A 21,173-nucleotide genomic window follows, 5' to 3' on the forward strand; every position below is an offset into this window, starting at 1 on the left:
CCGCCCGTCAGTCGACAACCAGACCTGCCCCGGGTTGATGACCTCGCCGCTGCACGCCAGTTGGCTGCGGCGGCGGGAGCGGTACCCGGAGCAGCCGGGTGTTGGTCGGGTGGCGGTTCGCCACCAGCGGGTACGGCCCGACCACCACCGCCCGCGACACCGGTCCACGAGGCACGACCCCGCCACCGGGCCACCGACGTCCCCCGACCCGCACCGCCGGCCCGTGCGCCGGCCGACCCTTCCCAGGAGCCCATGTGCTTCCCCGCTCCGGTGACGTACTGCACGTGACTCGCGCGGCGAGTGTCCAGTTCCTCAGTCCCATCATGTTCCGGGTCATCCGGGTCCTCGACTGGCCGACCTACGACGGCTGGATCTGGCTCGAAGGCTACGAGCTGAACGCATCGGGGGACGCGGTCAGCCGGCGCTCGATCTTCGTCCAGCGGGAGGGGCTGCGCCACCTGCGGTCGGCCCCCGAGCCGCGCCCGCACACCGTGCGCGCGCCGCGGCGGCCCGTCGCCCGCACCCCGGTCCGGGTGGGCTGACCTGCGCGATCGGCAGCCGGGGGGCGTGCCGTCGCCATAGAATGAGGTACGCCCACCCCGGCACGTTCCACCCCGCGCGTCCAGGACCCCGAACCTGGGATGGCCATGGTCCTTCAGCCCGCCGCGCGGCGGCACCACCGCTCCCGTATCGCCTACGCCTTCGGACTTCTGGCGCTGATCGGCGCCGCCACCCTGCTGGTGGTAGTGGTCCGTGATCCCGCCCTCTCGTCCACGACGCGGCTGACCACCCCGGTCCCCGCACCGGAGATCACCGTGGTGGACGAGGATCCCGACGACGACGAGCCGGACGCCCTCGACGCCCCGTACGCCTGGGGCGGGCCGGAGGAGCCGGACGCGCTCGGCGCCGCCGACGAGCCCGAGCCGGCCGTCGCCGGGACCGACGTACCCACCGACGCCCAGGCCGGCGCGGCGCAGGCCGCCCGTCCCGCACCGGACGACGTCCGCCGTTCCCTCTTCTGGTCCGGCATCTTCGGCCTGGCCATCTCGCTGGCCGGGCTCGGCATGGTCGGCACGAGGCGACGTATGTGGTGACGCGGCGGCCAGCGGGGCCCACCGGTCAACGGCTCACCGGGTGGCGGTCGGTTCGACCGACGGCGTGACCCCGTCGGTCGGCGAGGCGGCCTCGCGGGCCACCACCAGCGTGACCTCCTCGTCCCGCGGCACCAGCTCTCCCGCCTCCGGCTCGCTGCGGATCACCGTGCCGGCGGGACGGTCGGACGTCTCGTACTCCACCCGGTGGCCCAGCCCGACGTCGTCCAGGATGGCCTGCGCCGTCGCCAGCGGCAGGTTCGCCACCGGCGGCATCGGCAGTTCCGCCGGCACCGAGGGCGACGGGGACGCCGAGGGCGACGCGCTGGTGGGGGCGGCCGAGGTCGGTGCGGGGGTGGTCGGCGACGCGCGGGTCACCGACGGCGAGGGCGACGGCTCGGGCCCGCTCGGATCGTCGTCGCCCGGCTGGAGGGCCAGCCACAGCCCGACGCCGAGCAGGCCGACCAGCAGCAGCACGATCACGCCCCACAGGATCGGCAGCCACCAACGCCGCGCGCCCTGGTCCTCGGCGTACCACTCGGCCTCCGGCTGGTCGGCCGGACCGGCGGGGCGCACCTCCGCCCGGCCCGACCACGCCGCCGGCCCGGACCGCTCCGGCGGCATGGCGGCCGTACGGTCCAGCGGGGCGGTGCCGTCGACGGGCACCTGCCGGCTGGCGTCTCCGGCATCCGCGGCACGCCGGTCGGGGCGGGGCAGTGGCTGCGTACGGTCGGGTTCCGCCCCGGTCGGGGCGTCGCCCGACGGAGGCAGCGGGCGGGTCCGGTCGTCGTGTTCCCCGGCGGGCGGTTCCCGGCGATCGTCGCTCATGCCGGCACTCCGCTCCGCGTGCCGACCCGAGACACCACCGCACTGTGCCGATGACTCGCTCGCTGACGCTCGCTCATCGCACGTCCTCTCCCGGCCCGGGCGGGCGCGCGGGCCCCTGACCGCCAACCTAGCGGTTCCCGGGGCCATCGGCCGGGATCAGCGTGCCGGAGCCGTCACGGTGTCGGGGAGGCCGATCCGTCGTCCTCCGGCACGTCGCCGCACCAGATCGACACCTGGTCGTTCCACCGGCCCGTGCCGTCGCCGGCCGGATCCTGACGGCTGACTTTGCCCGTCTTGCCCGTGCGGTACTGCGGGTAGAAGCCCTCGTCGACGAGTTCGTCCGCCGCCTCGTCGCAGTCGTCGCCCACCACGTCCGGCACGGTGGCGGCCGGCGCCGGACCGCTCACGTAGAGCGTCACGGTGCGCCCGGGCTGCACCTCCGTACCCACCTCCGGCGAGGTGCGCTCCACGGTCGTCCCAGTGCCCCGGCCGAAGACGAGCCGCCAGCCCAGCCGCTTCTCGCGCAGCTCGTCGCGGGCGTCCGTGAAGTCCTCGCCGACGACCGCCGGCACCGTCAGCCCGGCGGAGCGGCTCGGCCCGGTCGTGCGGGGAGCCGCTGGTGCGGACCGGCCCGGGGTCGACCGGGCGGCACCGGGGGTGCCGGTGGCGGAGGGCAGGCGTTCCGCCGCCGCCGGCGGTGTCGCCGGTGGCTCGTCCTCGCCGGCCAGCAGCCAGCCGCCGGTCGCGCCGACGGCGGCCAGCAGCACGACCGCCAGACCGCCCCTGAGCAGCACCGCCGACCGGTCCGCTGCGGCGTCGTTCCGCTCGCCCGTGTCGCCGTCCGTCATCCGCCCACCCCGCCTCGATCACCGGCGACCGTACCCGTCCGCGCCGGCGTCGGCGTCATCGCGGTCCATCCTGTTGGACCGTCACGACTCGCCGCGCCGACCTCGGGACGTTACGCTCCCCCGCATGGCCAGACGGGGCTGGGGAGGATCGATCGCGACCGCGGTCGGCGTCGCTGCCGGCGCGGGCGCGGCCCAACTGGGCTTCGGCTACGGGCTGGGCATCATCAACTGGGCGCCGGCGGACGCGAACGCCGGCGCGACCGCCTGGGTGGCGGGCCTGATCTGGGCCACCTGGATCGCGGCCACCTCGACGGTGTTCGGCGCGGTCTGCGCGCAGCGGCTGCGAGACCGCGCCCCGGCACCGGACGCCGATCCGGCTCCGGCCGGACCGGGCGGCGGCGCCCTCGGCTCCGCCGCGCTCGCCGTGGCCGCCGGGGTGGGCGCGCTGATCACCGTGCTGCTGGTGGCCGTACCGGCCCGCGAGGCGGTGGCGGTGGCCGACACCGGCTCGCCCCGCAACGTCGCGGCGGCGTACGCGGCCGTCGGCGTGCTGGTCGGCGTGCTGACGGCGGTCTGGGCGCTGCGCTCGCGGGCCGCCGCGACCAACGTCATCGCCACGGTCGGCTGGCTCTGGCTGCTCGCCGTGATCGCCGTCGTGGACGGTGTACTGGCCGGGCGCGGCCTCACCAGTGCCCAGCTCGGGATCTGGCAGCTCGGTCCCGACGACGGGCGCTACTGGATCCGCGACTACTTCTACTGGCCCGGCGCGCTGCTGTCCCTCGGCTCCGCGCTGGTGATCGGTGCCCTCGCCGCCCGCCGGGACGCCCGCGACCCCGACCGTCGGGTCGGGGCGGCCGCCTCGGGTGCGGCCGGGCCGCTGCTCGTCGCGACCGCGTACTTCCTGGCGGTGCCGAGGCTGACCGCGATCAGCCCGGAGCAGGTGTCGGCCCACCTGATCGCGCCGTACGCGGTGATCATCGGGGTCGGCGGTGCCGTCCTGGTCACCGGCCTCGCTCAGCGGGCCGCCCGACGGGCCGCGGCCCGGGGACCGGTGCGGGTGCCCCGCCAACGCGCCGGCGAACCCGCCGACCAGCAGAGTGACCCGGCCCGTCCGGACGGTCCTGGTGCCGGCGACCCGTCGTCGGGGCGGCACACCCCACCGACCGTAGACACCGCCGCCACGCCGGGCGGCACCGACACCGTCGCGGCAGCGCCCGGCTCCGGCTCTGTCGCGGCGCCGGGCGGGTCCGGCTCTGTCGCGGCGGCGGGCGGCTCCGGCTCTGTCGCGGCGGCGGGCGGCACCGCGCCGAGCCGGGACGCCGTCGCGGCGGGCGGGGGGACGCCCACGGGCCTCCCCGCCGACCGGGGACCGGTGCCGGCTCCCGCCGCCAGCTTCGCGGCCACGTCCGGCACCTCGACCGGAGAGCCGGCCACCCCGTCCGCCGGCACGCCGGCGTCGGCGCCCGCCGGAGAGCCGGCCGAGCCGGGGGCCGACGAGCCGACGGAACCGCAGGCCACCAGCCGTCGCCCTCGTTCCGGTCGCCGCACGCGCTGAGCGCCGGCCCGGCTCAGGCGCCGGCCACCGACGGCCCGGGTGAGCGCATGCCCGGCCCGGGTGAGCGCCGCCCGGCACAACGGTCCCGGGTGGGAGCCGAGCGCCGGACCGGCCCGGGTCAGTCGACGGGCCAGGTGTGCACGGGTTCGTTGCCACGTTGCAGTTCGGCGTAGCGCTGCACCATGTGGTGCAGGGCGGCGTCCCGGTCCATGCCCCGGTGCCGCTCGGCCGCCCACACCGCCTCGGTCTGCCAGACCGCGCCGTTGCGGCCCGTACGGCAACGCTGCTCGATGATGCCGAGCAGCCGGTCGCGTTCGGCCGGGGCCACCCCGAACCGGTCGAGCCCGGCGGCGGCCGTGGGCAGCAGGACGTCCAGGACCAGCTTGGTCACCGGCACCTCGCCGAGGCGGGGCCAGTGCAGGACGGCGTCCATGCCGCGCCGGGCGGCGGCGTGGAAGTTCTCCTCGGCGGAGCTGAAGGTGAGCTGGCTCCAGATGGGTCGTTCCGCCTCCGCCAGCCCCCGCGCCAACCCGAAGTAGAAGGCCGCGTTGGCCAGCATGTCGACCACGGTCGGGCCGGCCGGCAGGACCCGGTTCTCCACGCGCAGGTGCGGGCGGCCGTTCATGATGTCGTAGACCGGCCGGTTCCACCGGTAGACGGTGCCGTTGTGCAGGCGCAGCTCGCCCAGGACCGGTACGCCGCCGCCGTGCAGGACCTCGACCGGGTCCTCGTCCTCGCAGATCGGCAGCAGCGGCGGGAAGTAGCGGACGTTCTCCTCGAAGAGGTCGAAGATCGAGGTGATCCAGCGTTCGCCGAACCAGACCCGGGGGCGTACGCCCTGCGCCTTCAGCTCGTCCGGCCGGGTGTCGGTGGCCTGCTCGAACAGGGCGATGCGGGTCTCCGCCCAGAGTTGCCGCCCGTAGAGGAACGGCGAGTTGGCCCCGACGGCCACCTGCACGCCCGCGATGGCCTGGGAGGCGTTCCAGTAGTCGGCGAAGCTGTCCGGGGCGACTTGGAGGTGGAACTGGAGACTGGTGCAGGCCGCCTCGGGGGCGATCGAGTCGGTATGGGTCTGGAGGCGTTCGACGCCCCGGATGTCGAGTTCGATGTCCTCGCCCCGGGCGCCGACGATCTGGTCGTTGAGCACCCGGTACCGCTCGTTGGTGGAGAGGTTGTCCTCGACCAGGTGGCGCTCGGTGAGAGTGGGCAGGATGCCGACCAGGACGATCTTCGCGTCCGACTTGGCGGCCCGCTCGTCGGCGCGCGAGAGGCTGCCGCGCAGGTCCTGCTCGTAGTCGGCGAACCCGTTCCCCTCGATCAGCCGGGGCGGCGCGTTCAGCTCGAGGTTGAACTGGCCCAACTCGGTCTGGAAGAGCGGATCGGCGATGTCGGCGAGGATCTGGTCGTTGCGCATCGCGGGCTCAGCCGCCGAGTCGACCAGGTTCAGCTCGATCTCCAGCCCGGTCATCGGGCGGTCGGCGTCGAAGCCGAAGTCGTCCAGCATCAGGGCGAAGACGTCCAGGCAACGCCGGACCTTCTGTCGGTAGCGGACCCGGTCCTCCCGGGAGAAGGCGCCCTGCTCGACGTCCCTGCCCATGTTTCCTCCCGGCGCGAGGCGCAGTCGGGCCGTGCCGGCCCGGTCAGCGCGTGGTGAACCCTCCACGTTAGGAGTGTCGGCATCGTCGGGACCAGAGGAGGTCCCGGCGATCCCACGGCCGGGACGACCCTGTTCCGGTCGGCGGACGCGCTCCCGGCCGCATCTCTACCCAGCCGGTGCCGCCGGCACCGGGCCGGACCGCGAATGAGTCGTGACAAATTACACCCGCCCGGCGCTCCGCACCCCGCATCGGCCCGCGCTTCGCGGTGCCGCTGCCGGGCTCGCACCCCGCGTACACGCGTCACGCCCGCGCTTCGCGTCAACGCCCAGGCCCGCACCCCGCGTACACGCGTCGGGCCCGCGCTTCGCGTCAACGCCCAGGCCCGCACCCCGCGTACACGCGTCGGGCCCGCGCCGTGGTGCGGCGCGGGCCCGGAAGCGGTACGACGGATCAGGCCTGGCGGACGGCCTCGCCCTCGATCTCGATCTTGATCTTCTTGCCGACCAGCACGCCCCCGGTCTCCAGGGCGACGTTCCAGGTCAGGCCGAAGTCCTCGCGGTCGATCTCGGTGGTGGCGGAGAAGCCGAAGATGTCCTGCCCGAACGGGCTGCGGCCGACGCCCTCGAACTCGACTTCGAGGTCGACCGGGCGGGTGACGCCCTTGATGGTCAGCTCGCCGGAGAGGACGAACTCGTTGCCGTCGCGGGACTTCACGCCCGTGCTGCGGAACTCCAGGGTCGGGAAGCTCTCGACGTCGAGGAACTCGGGGCTGCGCAGGTGCGTGTCGCGGTCGGCCTGGTTGGTGTTGATGGTGGCCGCCTGGATGGTGGCGCTCACCGCCGACTGCATCGGGTCCTCGGCGACGGTGATGGTGGCGCTCGCATCGGCGAACTCACCGCGCACCTTGCTGACCATCATGTGCCGGGCGACGAAGCCCACGCGCTTGTGTGCCGCGTCCAGCAGGTAGGTGCCGGCGGTCGGGATCGTGAGGCCGTCCCAGTCGCGGGTGACCGGTGCGGTGCTGCTGGTCATGGAAACTGCCCTCCGTGGGGAAATTGGTTTAGTAGCCCAACGACTGCCACAGCAACTATAGGCATAACAACATTCCCGGTGTCAAGTACTGCTACGATGGACGGGTGGACCAGAACGTGTTCGACGACCCCCGGATCACCGCCGTCGGCCTGCTCGTCGAGGCGCACGCCGGGCTCTCGGCCCGGTTCGCCGCCCAGTTCGAGGAGCACGGCCTCTCACCGGTCGAGTTCGAGGTACTGACCAGACTCGCCCGCTCACCCGGCAACCAGTTGCGGATGACCGACCTGGCCGCGCAGACCTCGCTGTCGACCAGCGGCGTCACCCGCGTGGTGGACCGGATGGAACGCGACGGGCTGCTCACCCGCCGCGCGTGCCCCTCCGACCGGCGCAGCTCGTTCGCCGTGGTCACGGGCTCCGGCCTGCAACGACTCGACGAGACCCTGCCCGGGCATCTGCGGATCATCGAGCAGTGGTTCACCGGCCAACTCGACCCGGCGGCGCTGGGCGCCCTGCTCGACGGGCTGCGCCGGGTCCGCGACGCGGTGCACCCCGGCGCCACCGCCGGAAGCACCGGATTCGTCGCCGATCAGGACGAAAACGGCACCCCGTCCTGACCCGTCCCCGAGGCCCACTCGGCACCGGCAGAAAGAGCGGCAGAACTGCCGCACCCACGCGCCGATAGACGATCAAACCGGACGAGGCCGCGTGCGGGCGGTGGCTAGTCTTCGGGCAGTGGGGACGCACCGGGGGGTGACGGCGCGGACGACGAGCGAGGGGTAGCAAGAGGGGCTCCGTCGTCCGCGCCACCCCCGGTCCGGTCCGCTGACCAGCCCCTTCGCCGACCCGGCCGCCACCGCCGCGGCCCGCCTTCTCCGCGCTATCCGTTCCGGCTAGCGGTCGACGCGCGCAGCAGCTCCTCCTCGTGCGGCAGCAGCCGTACGCCGCTCTGCCGGCAGGCCCGCTCCAGGTGGTCCATGACCGCGGGATCGCCCGAGCTGGCGGCCAGGCCCACCAGCGCCTCCACCACGTCCCGCCGGTCCTGACCGCCAGCGCCCGCCGCCGCGGCGGCCGCGAACCACTCCGCCGCCAGCTCACGATCGCCCCGGTGCAGGGCCAGGTTCCCCTCGATCAACGCGCAGATCCCGTCCTCGGGTCGCACCCCCGGCGTCACGCCCGGAAGGCGCCCCGACGGCCAGGCCTCCCCGAGGCGCGGCGCGGGCGGCCCCGGGGGCGGGCGCAGCTCGGCCAGCACCGCGACGGCCTCGGCGGAACGGCCGGCACGGGCCAGTGCCAGCCCCACCGTGCCGAGCACCCGACGGCGGTGGCCGGGATCGCCGAGGTCCGCCAGCGCCGCCACCACCCGCCGCCCCTGGTCGACGGCGTCGGCGTACCGGCCCTCCAGGCGGGACACCTCGGCCAGGTTGGCCCGGGCGAGGACGCGCAACCGCTGTTCACCGCTCTGCGCCGCGAGCCGGTCGACCGTGGCCAGCCGGCGCCGGGCAGCCGCCAGGTCGGCGACCCGGATGTCGTGCCAGGCCAGGTTGTTCTGCGCCACCGCCATGTCCCGGACCCGCCCGTGCCGGACGGCCAGCGTGAGCACCGTCTCGGCCTGCGTGCGCGCCTCCCCGTACTCGCCGAGGGCGATCAGGAGGGCGCAGAGCACCGTACGCGCCTCCAGCTCGCCCGAGACGTCGCCGGCTTCCCGGAACGCGGCCAGCGCCTCCCGCGCCGCCGGCAGCTCCTCGGCCCCGGCGCCGTGCTCGGCCGCGAGCCGGGCCACCCCGAGCGACGCCCACGCCCGCAGCACCGGGTCGACATCGGCCGTACGCGGATCCGCCAGCAGGCGCCGCAGCCACTGCCGGCCCGGCACGTCGCGCCCCCGGAACCGCCACCAGCGCGACAGCGCCGCCGCCAGCCGCAACGCGGTCAGCGGGTCGTCGACGGCGGCGTGCGCCAGGGCGGAACTGATGTCGCCGCTCACCTCGTCCAGGCGGTGCACCGCCGCCGGCAGGTCGGCGCCGACCAGCTCCGGTGCGGTCCGCGCCACCAGCCGGGCGACGACCTGCGCGTGCCGGCGCCGGATCGCGGTCAACTCGCCGGCGCCGGTCGCCTGCTCCGCGGCGAAGTCGCGTACGGCGTCGAGCAGGCGGAACCGGAACGGCCCGCTGCCCCGGACGCTCAGCAGGCCGAGTTCGACGAGCCGGTCGAGCAGCGGCACCGGGTCCACGACCACCGTCCCGTCGGTGTCGGCGGGGTCGGCGAGCATCTCCTCGGCCAGCGCGACCGACCAGCGGTTGCCGAACGCGGCGAGCCGGCGCAACGCGGCCCGCTCGTCCGGGGCGAGGAGGCGGTAGCTGACGGCCACCGCGTCCCGCAGCGTCTCCGCCACCGCCGCCCGGGGGCTCTCCGGGCGGCCCGGATCCCTCGTGTCCCAGCCCGGCCGCTCGGCCGCCCCGGACGAGGTGGCCAGGTCGAGGACGCGGTCGCCGTACCGGTCGAGCAGCTCGTTGAGGTCGAGGATCCGGCCCCGGGCCGCCATCAGCTCGATGGCGAGCGGGAGCCCGCCGAGTCGGCGTACGAGGGCGGCGAGGGCGGGCAGCTCCGCGGGACCGGGCGGCTCGCGGCGCACCTGGGTGAGGCGGGCGATGAAGAGGGCCACGGCGGGGTAGTCGCCCAGCGCCAACGGCCCTTTCCGCTCGCTGCCCGGCGGCGGTACGTCGAGGGGGGCGACCGGCCACACCCGCTCCCCGGGCAGGCCGACCGGGTGCCGGCCGGTGACCAGCACCCGCAGCGACGGCACCGCCCCGGTGAGGCGGTGCACCGTCTCGGCGACCGCGTCGGGGGCCCGCTCGGCCGCGTCGACGAGCAGCAGCGCCGCTCGGCCGTCGAGGCGGGCGGTCAGCTCGCACAGCCGGGCGACGCCGAAGACGGCGACCGAGGCGGAGAGGACGTCGGCGGCGTCCGAGCCCTCGCCGATGAGCACCCCGGCCGCGCCGCCGGGATGGTCGCCGGCGACCGCGTGGGCCACCGACAGGGCCAGCGCGGTCTTGCCCACGCCGGCCAGCCCGACCAGGCTGACCAGCCGGGGCCCGTGCCCGTCGGTGAACAGCCCGGCCAGCTCGGCCAGGTCCCGGTCGCGGCCGACCAGCGCGACCGGGGGCGGGAGCGTGGCTGGCGTACCGGCGTGGTGGTCGAGGTCGACGCGGGCCGGCGGGGCGCCTCCGGGGGTGACCGGCCCGGCGGCCGGCACCGGCCCCCGGGCGGCGGCCAGGAACGCCGACCGGGCGGCTCCGGCCAGCTCCAGCGCGTTGGCGAGCAGTTCGACGGTGGTGCGCTGTGGCCGGGACGAGTGGCCCCGTTCGAGGTCGCGGACGGTCCGGACGCCGACGCCGGCCCGGCTCGCCAGCTCGGCCTGGGTCAGGCCGGCGGCGAGCCGGTGCCCGCGCAGCAGTGCAGACAGCCCGGTCCGACCGCCCGGTTGCGGCGAACGATCATGATCCGGAGTCATGACCAGGAAGGGTACGGACGGGGTACGACCGGCGGCAGACGATCGTCGCCCTGCCGACGCACCGGTGCGGAAATCCGACAGGGGCCCGGAGGGACGACGACACGCGACGGGCCCGGTGGCGCGGAGGGGGCCGCCCCACGCCACCGGGCCCGAGCCGGGTCACATGCCCAGGTCGCGGGCGATGATCATGCGCTGCACCTCGGACGTGCCCTCGCCGATCTCCAGGATCTTGGAGTCGCGCCAGAAGCGCGCCACCGGGTACTCGTTCATGAAGCCGTAGCCGCCGTGGATCTGGGTCGCCTCGCGGGCGTTGTCCACGGCGATGGTGCTGGCGTGCAGCTTGGCGATGGCGGCCTGCCGCTTGAACGGCTCACCGGCGAGCATCCGCGCCGCCGCGTCGTAGTAGGCCAGGCGGGCGGTGTGCGCCTTCATCTCCATGTCGGCGATCTTGAACTGGATCGCCTGGTAGTTGCCGATCGGCTGGCCGAACGCCTGGCGCTCCTTCGCGTACCTGACCGACTCGTCGACGCAGCCCTGGGCGAGGCCGACGGCCAGGGCGGCGATGGCGATCCGCCCCTCGTCGAGGATGCGCAGGAACTGGGCGAAGCCCCGGCCGCGCTGGCCGAGCAGGTTCGCCGCCGGCACCCGGCAGTCGTCGAAGGTCAGCTCGTGGGTGTCCGAGGCGTTCCAGCCGACCTTGGAGTAGCCCGGCGCGACGGTGAAGCCCGGGGTGCCGGAGGGCACGATGATGGTGGAGAGCTCCTTGGAGCCGTCCGGGCGGGTGCCGGTGACCGCGGTGACGGTGACCAGCGCGGTGATGTCGGTGCCCGAGTTGGTGATGAACGCCTTGGATCCGTTGATCACCCACTCGCCGGTCGACTCGTCGAGCACCGCGCGGGTCTGGGTGCCCCCGGCGTCCGAGCCGGTGCCCGGCTCGGTCAGCCCGAAGCCGGCCAGCGCCTCCCCGCTGAGCAGCTTCGGCAGCCACGTCGCCTTCTGCTCCTCGGTGCCGAAGCGGTAGATCGGCATCGCGCCCAGCGAGACCGCCGCCTCCAGGGTGATCGCCACGCTGGAGTCGACCCGGGCCAGCTCCTCCAGCGCGAGGCAGAGCGCGAAGTAGTCGCCGCCCATGCCGCCGTGCTCCTCGGCGAAGGGCAGGCCGAACAGGCCCATCTTGCCCATCTGCCGGATCACCTCGTACGGGAAGGTGTGCTTCTCGTAGTGCTCGGCGATGACCGGGGCGACCACCTCGCGCGCGAATTCCCGCACGCTCTCCCGCAGCGCCTCTTGCTCCTCGGTGAGCCGGAAGTCCATGGAATCCTCCTGTGTGGATGGGCCGCCGGGCGCTCGTGACGCCGGGAACGGACGGGTCGCTGGTGCGCGGTGCGGATCCGGGCCGGCCGGGTGGGCCGGCGACGGATCAGACCGGGGTGACGCCGTGCCGGCGCCGGGAGAAGTGCCGCTCCTTGGTGCGGGCGGCGGCGAACCGGCGGACCAGCTCGACACGCAGCTCGTGCGGCTCGACGATCGCGTCGACGACCAGCTCGCTGGCGAGCCGCACCACGTCGATGTCGCGCTCGTACTCCTCGCGCTTCGCGGCGACGAACGCGGCCCGCTCGGACTCGTCCCCGATCGCCGCGATCTTGTTCGCGTAGACCGCGTTGACCGCCGCCTCCGCGCCCATCACCGCGATCTTGGCGGTGGGCAGCGCGATCGTGGCGTCCGGCTCGAAGCCGGGACCGGCCATCGCGTAGAGGCCGGCGCCGTACGCCTTGCGGACCACCACGCAGATCTTGGGTACGGTCGCCTCCGAGATCGCGGTGATCATCTTGGCGCCATGGCGGATGATGCCCTGCTTCTCCACCGCGCTGCCGACCATGAACCCGGGCACGTCGGAGAGGAACAGCAGCGGCACGTTGAACGCGTCGCAGAGCTGCACGAAGCGGGTCGCCTTGTCGGCCGAGTCGACGAAGAGCACGCCGCCCTTGAACATCGAGTTGTTGCCGACCACGCCGACGACCTCGCCGTTCAGCCGGCCGAAGCCGATCGTGAGCTCCTTGGCCCAGAGCGCCTGGATCTCGAAGAAGGAGCCGTCGTCGAGCAGGCCCTTGACGTACCGCCGCATGTCGAACGCCTGCCGCTCGCTCGCCGGCACCAGCGCGGCCAGGTCGGCCGTCTCGGGCGCCTCGACGGCGGGCGCGGCCGGCGGCTGCTGCGTCCAGTTGGTCGGGAGGTAGGACAGGTAGCGCCGCACCACGTCGAGGGCGTCGGCCTCGGTCTTGCAGAGGAAGTGCCCGACGCCGGACTCGGCGCAGTGCACCTTGGCCCCGCCCATGGCCTCCAGCGTGGTCTTCTCGCCGGTGACCATCTCGACCATCCGGTCGGAGCCGAGGTACATGCTGGCGTTGCCGTCGACCATGGCGACCACGTCGCAGAACGCCGGGATGTACGCCCCGCCGGCCGCGCTCGGCCCGAACAGCGCGCAGACCTGCGGGATGGAGCCGGAGGCGCGGACCTGGTTCCAGAAGATCTTGCCGGCGCCGCGACGGCCGGGGAAGAGGTCGACCTGGTCGGTGATCCGGGCGCCGGCCGAGTCGACCAGGTAGACCATCGGCACGCTGGTCGAGTAGGCCCGCTCGATGATCCGGATGATCTTCTCGACGGTGCGGGCGCCCCAGCTGCCCGCCTTGACCGTGGAGTCGTTCGCCATCAGGCAGACCGGGCGGCCGTCGATGGTGGCGGTGCCGGTGACGACGCCGTCGGCCGGGAGCCCTTCGGCCATCGCGTTGGCGTAGAGACCGTCCTCGACGAAGGAGCCCTCGTCCACCAGGAGCGCGACCCGCTCCCGGGCGAAGAGCTTGCCCTTGGCGGCGTTCGCCGCGTGGTACTTGTCCGCACCGCCGGCCCGGGCCCGCTTGCGCAGCTGCTCCAGTGCCTCACCGTCGAGCGTCACGCCGACTCCCTCGCCACCTGAGCCGGTCACCTCGCGGCGGACCGACTGACCTGAACGATCGTTAGGCTAGCGCATCCGCACGGTGCTCGGCGAGCCGCGGGCGCGGAGGAGTCGGCACCGGGTCGCAACCGTCCGCAAGACATTGAAAATCATGGATTTGTGGGGCTACGCTCCGGACACCCCTCCTCCCGGATCGGAGTCAGCGATGACCTCACGACTCAACCGGCTCGCGGCCGCGTTCGCCGCGACGGCGCTCGCCACCCTCGGCGTCACGGTCGCCAACCCGACGCCCGCCTCGGCTGCCATGACCATCTGCTACAACACCAGCCAGGCGGGCAGCTTCGCCGGCACGGCCAACCAGGCCGCCTCGATCTGGAACAACGCCACGTCGAACCTGACGCTCACGGCGAACTGCGGTTCCAACCTGCGGATCTACCAGATCACCGGCGGTGGCTCGTACGCCGTCCGGACCAGCCTCGGCAACGGGCGGGTCTACATCGACACCCAGCAGGCCCAGCAGTACAGCCCGCTGCGGATCATGACGCACGAGATCGGGCACATCCTCGGCCTGCCCGACAACTACAACGGCAACTGCGCGCTGCTGATGTCCGGTGGCAGCGCCGGCACCAGCTGCACCAACCCGTACCCGAGCACCACCGAGGCCAACCGGGTGTCCAGCCTCTTCGCCGGCACTCTCAGCACGAACCGCGTCGGGTCGCAGATCTTCCGCGACAGCTGGCCGGCCACGCCCGCCACGGTGGGCTGACCGACCGGGCACGTCGGAGGGGCCGGCATCGTGCCGGCCCCTCCCCGCGTGCGGTCACCCCGGCAGCGGCGTCTACGTGTGGTCAGCCCGGCAGCGGCGTCAGCCGGGTACGCGGGCCCGCGCGGAGCACCCCGGACGGAAGCTGCCTGCCGACCAGTTCCTCGGCCAGCTCGGCCACCTCGATCAGGGCGTCCAGGTCGATGCCGGTGTCGACGCCCATGTCGTGCAGCATGTGCACCGCCTCCTCGGTGGCCAGGTTCCCGCTGGCTCCGGGCGCGTACGGGCAGCCGCCGAGACCGCCGACGCTGGCGTCGAACTCGGTCACCCCCAGCTCCAGGGCGGTCAGCATGTTGGCCAGCGCGGTGCCCCGGGTGTTGTGGAAGTGCAGCAGCACGGGAATGTGCGCGTTGCGGTCGCGTACCGCCGTCAGCAGCTCGCGCACCCGCCGGGGCGTACCCATGCCGGTGGTGTCGCCGAAGGCCACCCGGTCGGCGCCGTCGCGGACCACCCGGTCCACGATGGTGGCCACCCGGGCCGGATCGGTGTCCCCCTCGTACGGGCAGCCGAAGCTGGTCGCGACGATCACCTCGGCCTGCGCGCCGGCGCCGTGCAGCAGGTCGATCAGCTCGGCGATGTCGTCCAGCGACTCCTCGGTGGAGCGGTTGACGTTGCGCCGGTTGTGCGTGTCGCTGGCCGAGACCACGACCTCGATCTCGGTGAACCCGGCGGCCAGCGCCCGCTGCGCTCCCCGGGTGTTCGGCACCAGCGCCGAGTAGCGCACGCCGTCGGCCTTCGCGGCCCGCTGCCACACCTCGTCGGCGTCGGCCATCTGCGGGATCGCCTTCGGGTGCACGAAGGAGACGGCCTCGATCCGCTTCACCCCCGTGCCGGAGAGGGCGTCGAGCAGCCGCACCTTGGCCTCGGTCGGGATCGGCTCCTCGTTCTGGAGCCCGTCGCGCGGCCCGACCTCCCGGATCGACACGGAGTTCGGCATTTCCGCCATAAGGGGTCACCTCACTGTGACGCAGTGCTTGTGCTGGGTCCCTCCAGCCTCCCACCCACCCCGCCCGTTCCGCACCCAGCCGCGTCGATCATGAGGTTGACCGCGACAACAGCGACGAATCGCACGGCCAACCTCATGATCGACGCGGCGAAACCGGGGCCGGGGTGGGTCAGCGCATGCGGGAGACGATGCCCGTGTCGTAGTCGCCGGAGAGGAACTCCTCGTTCTCCAGCAGCTCGGCGAAGAAGGGGAGGTTGTTCTTGGGGCCGGCCAGGTCGAAGGCGGCCACCGCCGCCCGCGCCCGCTCGATCGCCTCGGCCCGGGTCGCGCCGTCGACGATCAGCTTGGCCATCAGGCTGTCGTAGAACGGGGTGACCGTGTTGCCCTCGACGTAGCCCGAGTCCACCCGTACGCCCTCGCCGGTCGGCTCCACCCAGGTCTTGATCACGCCGGGGCCGGGCAGGAAGCGCTTCGGGTCCTCGGCGTTGATCCGCAGCTCGATGGCGTGCCCGCGCGGGGCGAGCGCGTCCGGGTCGAAGGTCGGCGCCAGGCCGGCGGCCACCCGCAGCTGCTCCTCGACCAGATCGACGCCGTAGACCAGTTCGGTGACGGGGTGCTCCACCTGGAGACGCGTGTTCATCTCCAGGAAGAAGAACTCCTGCGTCGCGGGATCGAGCAGGCACTCGACCGTGCCCGCGTTGCGGTATTCCACCGCCTCGCCGGCGCGCACGGCGGCGGCCAGGATGCGCTCGCGCAGCTCCGGGGAGACCGCCGGCGACGGCGACTCCTCGACCAGCTTCTGGTTGCGCCGCTGCACCGAGCACTCCCGCTCGCCGAGGGCCACCACCCGGCCGTCGGCCAGGCCCAGGATCTGCACCTCGACGTGGCGCACCCGGGGGAAGTACCGCTCGATCAGCACCGAGCCGTCGCCGAACATGCGCTCGGCGAAGGAGCGCACCTTGTCGTACTCGGTGCGCAACGCGGCCTCGTCGGTCGCCACGCCCATGCCCATGCCGCCGCCACCGGCCGCGGCCTTGACCATCACCGGGTAGCCGATCTCCGCCGCCGCCGCGACCGCCGCGTCGAGGTCGGCCGCCGGGTCGGTGGTGCCGGGCGCGACCGGCACGCCGGCCGCCGCCATCAGGTTCCGGGCGTTGATCTTGTCGCCCATCGCGGTGATCGCGTCCGCGCCGGGCCCGATCCAGACGAGACCGCTCGCCTCGACGGTACGGGCGAAGTCCGCGTTCTCCGACAGGAAGCCGTAGCCGGGGTGGATGGCCTGCGCACCGGTCGACTTGGCGGCGGCGAGGATGGCCTCGACGTTGCGGTAGCTCTGGGCCGGGTTGGCCGGTCCCACGCACACCGCCTCGTCGGCCTCCGTCACGAACGGCAGGTCGGCGTCGGCCTCCGAGTGCACCGCGATCGCGCGGATGCCGAGCCGCCTGGCGGTCCGGATGATCCGGCGGGCGATCTCGCCCCGGTTGGCGACCAGCAGCGACTCGATCATGTTTCCTCCCAGCGTCCAGGGGTCGGGACGGTGCTAGGGAACCATGGCCGGAAGGTTACTGACGAGTTGGCCCGGGGTCAGGAGCCGGGATGGGCCAGGAGGGCGGCCAGGGTGGCGGCGCGGAGCAGCTCGGCACGGCGGCGCCGGTCCACCTCGCCGCCCAGGAACGGCGTCGAGTTCATCAGGCCGAACGCGGCGTGGGCCAGCACCCGTGCCTCGCCGTCGGGCATGCCCGGGTGCAGCGCGGTCAGCACCGTCACCCACTGCTCGACGTAGAGCCGCTGGAGCCGGCGGATCCGGCGGCGCGGCTCGTCGGGGAGGCGGTCCAGCTCGTGCAGGTGCAGGGCGATCACCGCCGGGTTGGCCAGCGCGAAGTCGACATGGAAGTCGATCAGCGACTCCAGCGCGCCGCGCGGGTCGTCGGGGTGGCCGGCGGACCGCTGCTGGCCCCCGGCCAGCAGCTCCTCGCTGACCGGGATCAGCGCGGCGACCAGCATGGCTTCCTTGCCGGCGAAGTGGTGGTAGAGCGCCGGGCCGGTGACGCCGGCGGCCGCGCCGATGTCGTCCATCGAGACGCCGTGGTAGCCCCGGGAGGCGAAGAGGCCGACCGCGATCTCCAGGATCTCGTCCCTGCGGGACCGGCGCCGGCCGGACCCCGCGGCACCGTTCGCCCTGCCCCGTGCCTGCTGCTCCACCGTCACCGGGCAAGCGTAGACCTCGACCGGCCCGGCGTGGAGCCTCCGTTACCCGTCGGTTGGCTCACGTCCGCCGCCCGTGATGCCAGGTCCGGGGCCCCAGGGCGGGCATGCGGTCCTGCGCGCGCAGGAGGAGCGGCGGGGCGGCCGGGGCCTCGCCCCTACGGCGCCGTGGCCCTTGACCCTCGACCGGGTCGAGCCCCGAGGGTCGCCGCATGACCGCACCCCCGCTCGGCCGCGACTACCGACTGCTCTGGTCCGCCGCCGTGTCCTCGCGCCTGGGCGACGCCCTGCGTACGCCGGCACTGGCGCTGCTGGCCGCGACGCTGACCCGCGATCCCCGGGTGATCGCGGCGGTGACCGTGGCCGGGCAACTCCCGCCGCTGCTGTTCGGCCTGCTCGGCGGCGTGTACGCGGACCGCTGGGACCGCCGTCGGACGATGGCGGTGGTGGACGGCCTGCGCGCGGCGGTGGTCGGCGGACTCGCCGTCGCGGTCGCCCTCGACGGGGCGGGCGGCGCCGCGCTGGTGACGGTGGCGTTCCTGCTCGCCGCGCTCGGCACCCTCTTCGACTCCGCCTCGTTCGCGCTGCTGCCGTCGGTGGTGCCGCCGGCCGCGCTGCCCCGCGCCAACGGCCGCCTCCAGGCCGGGTCGGCGGTGGCGGGTGGCTTCCTCGGCGCCCCGGCCGCCGGCGTGCTGTTCGCCCTCGCCGCGCCGCTGCCGTTCGCCGTCGACGCGCTCACGTTCCTCTGCGCCGCCCTGCTGACCCTCGCCCTGCGCCCGACCCCGCCGCGCCCCCGCCGCCCGGAGACGCGACCCCGTCGCCCCGAGACGCAGCCCCTTCGCCCCGATTCGCGATCTCGTCGCCCGCAGAGGGGCCCGGAGAGGGGCCCGGAGCGAGGGCGGGCGGTGTGGCGGGAGGCCGTCGAGGGGATGCGGTGGGTACGCGGCGACGCGATGCTGTGGCGGCTGACCGTGGCGACAGCCGGATGCAACCTGGCGATCAGCGGACTGATGGCGGTGCTGGTGCTCTACGCGCTCGACGTGCTGCGGGTGCCGCCGGCCGGGTACGGCCTCTTCGCCGCCGGGGCCGTCCTCGGTGGGCTCGCCGGGGGACTCGGGGCTGGCCGGCTGGCCGCCCACCTCGGCACGGTGCCCGCGCTGCGCCTCGTACTCGCCGGCCAGGCCGTCGCGCTGACCGGGCTGGCGCTGGCCCGGCACCCCGTGCCCGGCGGGCTGGCGCTGGCCGTGTTCGCGGCCGGCACGACGGTGTGGAACAGCCTCTGGGCCTCGTACGGGCAGCGCCACGTGCCGGCCGCCCTGCTCGGTCGGGTGGGCGCCGCCCAGCGGCTGGTCGGCCTGCTCACCGCGCCGGTCGGGGCGACGCTCGCCGGGCTGGGCGGCGCGGCGTACGGGGTGGGGCCGGTGGCGGCGGCGCTGGCCGGGGTCTTCGTGCTGGTCACACTCGCGGTGTGGCGGTTGCTGCGGCCGGTCCCGCCGGCACCGGCCGCCGCGCCCACCAGCGCCGGGACAGCAGCCCGGCCAGGGCGGCGCCCGTCGCGTTGAGCAGCACGTCGTCGGCCGAGGACACCCGGCCGAGGTCGAGCGCGTACTGGAGCGCCTCGACCAGCACGGAACCGGCCGCCCCGAGCAGGAAAAGCCGGCCGACGCCGGCCAGGGCGGCCACGCGTACCGGGGCGAAGAAGCCCAGCGCGGCGAAGACCAGCAGGTTGCCGACGACCTGGACCACGGCGGTCGTCGGCGGCCCGGTCGGCAGGTCCGCCAGGTCGCGCAGCGGCACCGGGTCGACCTGCCGGGGCGCGGGCCGGGGAGTGAGGATCATCCACACCCACGGCACGGTGCCGGCCACCGCACCGGCAGCCTAGCCGCGCGCCCCGTCGCGGTGGTGCAGGCCGGAGAGGCGCATCGCGACCCGGTGCCGGGCCGGCGGCACGGCGCCGAGCAGCCGGAACAGCAGGTTCCGGGCCGGCCGGGCGGCCGGCGGCAGGGTGGCGAGCCGGGTCAGCCGGGCGGCGAGGGCCACCACCTCCTCGGCCATCGGGCGGCGCCGGGCCGCGTACGCGTCGAGCAGCGTGTCCGAAGCGCCGGCCAGCACGTCGGCGAGCGTGGCGCCGAGGTCGACCGCGTCCACGATGCCGAGGTTCATCCCCTGGCCGCCAGCGGGGCTGTGCACGTGCCCGGCGTCGCCGGCGAGCAGCACCGGCCCCCGGCGGAAGGTGTCGGCGATCCGGTGGTGGATCCGGAACCGGGAGCCCCAGAGCACCTCCGTCACCCGGTCCGGCCGGCGGCTCGGCCCGCGCTCATCGAGCAGCGCCTGGAGGTGTGCCCGGTCGGGGACGGCGGGGGCCTCGGCAACCGCCGCGACCAGCCGCACCACCCCGTCGGGCAGCGGCGCCCAGACCAGCGGGCCGGAGCGGGCCAGGAAGAGGGACACCCGGTCGCGGGGCAGCGCGCTCTCCAGCCGGACGTCGGCGAGGACGAACGACTCCTCGCCGCCGGCCGCACCGGAGAAGCCGATCCCGGCCCGCTCCCGCACCGTGCTGTGCATCCCGTCGGCGCCGACCAGGTAGCGGGCCCGGACCGTCGCGCCGCCTGCGAACGTGGCGACCACGCCGGCCGCGTCGGGGGCCAGCCCGGTCAACGCGTACGGACGCAGCACCGGGACGCCGAGCGCGGCGAGCTGCCCGGCGAGCACCTCCTCGGTGACCGACTGGGACACCATCAGCGCGTAGGCGTGCCGGGAGGGCAGCGTGTCGAACGGCACGGTGAGCAGCGCCCGGTCGCGGTCGCGGACGGTGAAACCCGGCGACCGCAGCCCGCGCGCCACCAGCGGGGCGCCGGCACCGATCCGGTCCAGCGTCTCCAGGGTGTACGCGTGCACCACCGCCGCCCGGGAGGTCTGCGGCGGCCGGTCCAGCCGGTCGACCACGGTCACGTCGACCCCGCCCCGGGCGAGGGTCAGCGCGGCGGTGAGCCCCGTCGGGCCGGCACCCACCACCAGGACGTCCGTGTTCGTGGGCAGCATCGTCGGCCTCCGTCCGTCCATGCCAACGCCTGTTGGCAAACGCTTGTTGGCAACGTTAGGCCGGCCGCCGATGGATTGTCAACAGGTGTTGGCATACGGTCGTGGGCATGACCGACGCCGCGCCGACCCGTACCCGCCGCTCCGACGCCACCCGGGCGGCGATCCTCCGCGCCGCCCGCGAACGCTTCGCCGCCGACGGCTACGACCGGGCGACCATCCGGGCCATCGCGGCGGACGCGCGGATCGACCCGTCGATGGTGATGCGCTACTACGGCAGCAAGGAGGGGCTCTTCGCGGCGGCGGCCGAGTTCGACCTGCGGCTGCCCGAGCTGGCCGACGCGCCACCCGAACGGCTCGGCGAGCTGCTGGTCCGGCACTTCGTCGACCGGTGGGAGACCGACGGGACGATGGCCGCGCTGCTGCGTACGGCCGCCACCAACCCGGCGGCGGCCGAGCGGATGCGGGGCATCTTCGCCGACCAGCTCACCACGGCGGTGGTCCGGGTCGTGCCGGAACCGGCGCAGGCCCCCCGGCGGGCGGGGCTGGTCGCCAGCCAGATGCTCGGCCTGGCGCTGACCCGGTACGTGCTCCGGCTGCCCCCGGTGGTCGACGCCGACCCGGCTGAGCTGGTGGCCTGGATCGCGCCGACCGTCCAGCGCTACCTGCGCGACGCACCCGACGCCTGACCGGCCCCCGCCCATCAGGGTGAGATCCGTCCACCCGGCGCGTGGTCGTCGGTCGCGC

19 protein-coding genes are annotated in these 21,173 nt (G+C 74.6%); 7 read left to right on the forward strand and 12 right to left on the reverse strand.

The window, feature by feature from the left end; all coding sequences use genetic code 11:
• Positions 1 to 254 precede the first annotated feature (254 nt).
• Together AC5L34_RS06265 and AC5L34_RS06270 are read left to right on the forward strand one after the other, a co-directional pair.
• Entirely contained in the window at positions 255 to 542 is a 288-nt protein-coding gene (locus AC5L34_RS06265) for a hypothetical protein (protein ID WP_441173845.1), read from the forward strand.
• Positions 543 to 641: 99 nt separating this feature from the next.
• The gene (locus AC5L34_RS06270) at positions 642 to 1,094 is read left to right on the forward strand and encodes a hypothetical protein (RefSeq protein WP_441173846.1); all 453 of its coding nucleotides are present in this window, start codon (positions 642 to 644) and stop codon (positions 1,092 to 1,094) included.
• A 33-nt stretch (positions 1,095 to 1,127) separates the two neighbouring features.
• Here AC5L34_RS06270 and AC5L34_RS06275 read toward each other — a convergent pair whose 3' ends face one another.
• Complete coding sequence (locus AC5L34_RS06275; protein ID WP_441173847.1) at positions 1,128 to 1,919, reverse strand: PASTA domain-containing protein; 792 nt, start codon at positions 1,917 to 1,919, stop codon at positions 1,128 to 1,130.
• Positions 1,920 to 2,092: 173 nt separating this feature from the next.
• Positions 2,093 to 2,767 (reverse strand): PASTA domain-containing protein, encoded by a 675-nt coding sequence (locus AC5L34_RS06280; RefSeq protein WP_441173848.1) that lies wholly within the window; start codon positions 2,765 to 2,767, stop codon positions 2,093 to 2,095.
• A 124-nt stretch (positions 2,768 to 2,891) separates the two neighbouring features.
• On the opposite strand from AC5L34_RS06280, the gene AC5L34_RS06285 reads away from it, so the two are divergent.
• On the forward strand, positions 2,892 to 4,322 hold the full coding sequence (locus tag AC5L34_RS06285; protein WP_494824060.1) for a hypothetical protein: 1,431 nt from the start codon (positions 2,892 to 2,894) through the stop codon (positions 4,320 to 4,322).
• Between the two features lie 118 nt (positions 4,323 to 4,440).
• Here AC5L34_RS06285 and AC5L34_RS06290 read toward each other — a convergent pair whose 3' ends face one another.
• Positions 4,441 to 5,919, reverse strand: a complete 1,479-nt coding sequence (locus AC5L34_RS06290) for a glutamate-cysteine ligase family protein (RefSeq protein ID WP_101413496.1) — start codon at positions 5,917 to 5,919, stop codon at positions 4,441 to 4,443.
• Positions 5,920 to 6,370: 451 nt separating this feature from the next.
• Positions 6,371 to 6,952 carry a YceI family protein gene (locus tag AC5L34_RS06295; protein WP_101413495.1) on the reverse strand — a complete coding sequence of 194 codons (582 nt, stop codon included), beginning with the start codon at positions 6,950 to 6,952 and terminating at the stop codon, positions 6,371 to 6,373.
• A 104-nt stretch (positions 6,953 to 7,056) separates the two neighbouring features.
• On the opposite strand from AC5L34_RS06295, the gene AC5L34_RS06300 reads away from it, so the two are divergent.
• Positions 7,057 to 7,566, forward strand: a complete 510-nt coding sequence (locus tag AC5L34_RS06300) for a MarR family winged helix-turn-helix transcriptional regulator (protein ID WP_441173851.1) — start codon at positions 7,057 to 7,059, stop codon at positions 7,564 to 7,566.
• Between the two features lie 263 nt (positions 7,567 to 7,829).
• On the opposite strand, the gene AC5L34_RS06305 is transcribed toward AC5L34_RS06300, so the two are convergent.
• From AC5L34_RS06305 to AC5L34_RS06315, 3 genes are all read right to left on the reverse strand, one after another.
• Positions 7,830 to 10,460 carry an ATP-binding protein gene (locus tag AC5L34_RS06305; RefSeq protein WP_441173852.1) on the reverse strand — a complete coding sequence of 877 codons (2,631 nt, stop codon included), beginning with the start codon at positions 10,458 to 10,460 and terminating at the stop codon, positions 7,830 to 7,832.
• 159 nt (positions 10,461 to 10,619) lie between these two features.
• Complete coding sequence (locus AC5L34_RS06310) at positions 10,620 to 11,774, reverse strand: acyl-CoA dehydrogenase family protein (RefSeq protein WP_441173853.1); 1,155 nt, start codon at positions 11,772 to 11,774, stop codon at positions 10,620 to 10,622.
• Positions 11,775 to 11,880: 106 nt separating this feature from the next.
• Positions 11,881 to 13,413: an acyl-CoA carboxylase subunit beta gene (locus AC5L34_RS06315; RefSeq protein WP_441173854.1), complete on the reverse strand. Its 1,533-nt coding sequence runs from the start codon at positions 13,411 to 13,413 to the stop codon at positions 11,881 to 11,883.
• A gap of 205 nt (positions 13,414 to 13,618) precedes the next feature.
• Between AC5L34_RS06315 and AC5L34_RS06320 the strand changes: the two genes are divergently transcribed.
• Positions 13,619 to 14,179 carry a snapalysin family zinc-dependent metalloprotease gene (locus AC5L34_RS06320; protein WP_441173855.1) on the forward strand — a complete coding sequence of 187 codons (561 nt, stop codon included), beginning with the start codon at positions 13,619 to 13,621 and terminating at the stop codon, positions 14,177 to 14,179.
• An 82-nt stretch (positions 14,180 to 14,261) separates the two neighbouring features.
• On the opposite strand, the gene AC5L34_RS06325 is transcribed toward AC5L34_RS06320, so the two are convergent.
• The 3 genes from AC5L34_RS06325 to AC5L34_RS06335 all read right to left on the reverse strand — a co-directional run bounded on the left by AC5L34_RS06325 (position 14,262) and on the right by AC5L34_RS06335 (position 17,390).
• Positions 14,262 to 15,182, reverse strand: a complete 921-nt coding sequence (locus AC5L34_RS06325) for a hydroxymethylglutaryl-CoA lyase (RefSeq protein ID WP_441173856.1) — start codon at positions 15,180 to 15,182, stop codon at positions 14,262 to 14,264.
• A gap of 169 nt (positions 15,183 to 15,351) precedes the next feature.
• Complete coding sequence (locus AC5L34_RS06330; protein ID WP_441173857.1) at positions 15,352 to 16,689, reverse strand: acetyl-CoA carboxylase biotin carboxylase subunit; 1,338 nt, start codon at positions 16,687 to 16,689, stop codon at positions 15,352 to 15,354.
• Positions 16,690 to 16,766: 77 nt separating this feature from the next.
• On the reverse strand, positions 16,767 to 17,390 hold the full coding sequence (locus tag AC5L34_RS06335) for a TetR/AcrR family transcriptional regulator (protein ID WP_089002753.1): 624 nt from the start codon (positions 17,388 to 17,390) through the stop codon (positions 16,767 to 16,769).
• A gap of 209 nt (positions 17,391 to 17,599) precedes the next feature.
• On the opposite strand from AC5L34_RS06335, the gene AC5L34_RS06340 reads away from it, so the two are divergent.
• A complete protein-coding gene (locus AC5L34_RS06340) occupies positions 17,600 to 18,949 on the forward strand; it encodes an MFS transporter (RefSeq protein ID WP_441173859.1) in 1,350 nt (449 codons plus the stop codon).
• Here AC5L34_RS06340 and AC5L34_RS06345 read toward each other — a convergent pair.
• Complete coding sequence (locus tag AC5L34_RS06345; protein WP_441173861.1) at positions 18,843 to 19,253, reverse strand: VanZ family protein; 411 nt, start codon at positions 19,251 to 19,253, stop codon at positions 18,843 to 18,845. The two genes, AC5L34_RS06340 and AC5L34_RS06345, sit on opposite strands and share 107 nt — an antisense overlap.
• A 12-nt stretch (positions 19,254 to 19,265) precedes the next feature.
• Positions 19,266 to 20,429, reverse strand: a complete 1,164-nt coding sequence (locus AC5L34_RS06350; RefSeq protein ID WP_441173862.1) for an FAD-dependent oxidoreductase — start codon at positions 20,427 to 20,429, stop codon at positions 19,266 to 19,268.
• Between the two features lie 107 nt (positions 20,430 to 20,536).
• Here AC5L34_RS06350 and AC5L34_RS06355 point away from each other — a divergent pair, with 107 nt between their 5' ends.
• A complete protein-coding gene (locus AC5L34_RS06355; RefSeq protein ID WP_441173863.1) occupies positions 20,537 to 21,115 on the forward strand; it encodes a TetR/AcrR family transcriptional regulator in 579 nt (192 codons plus the stop codon).
• The last annotated feature ends 58 nt before the right edge of the window (positions 21,116 to 21,173 follow it).

Source organism: Micromonospora sp. ZG13, assembly GCF_059359355.1.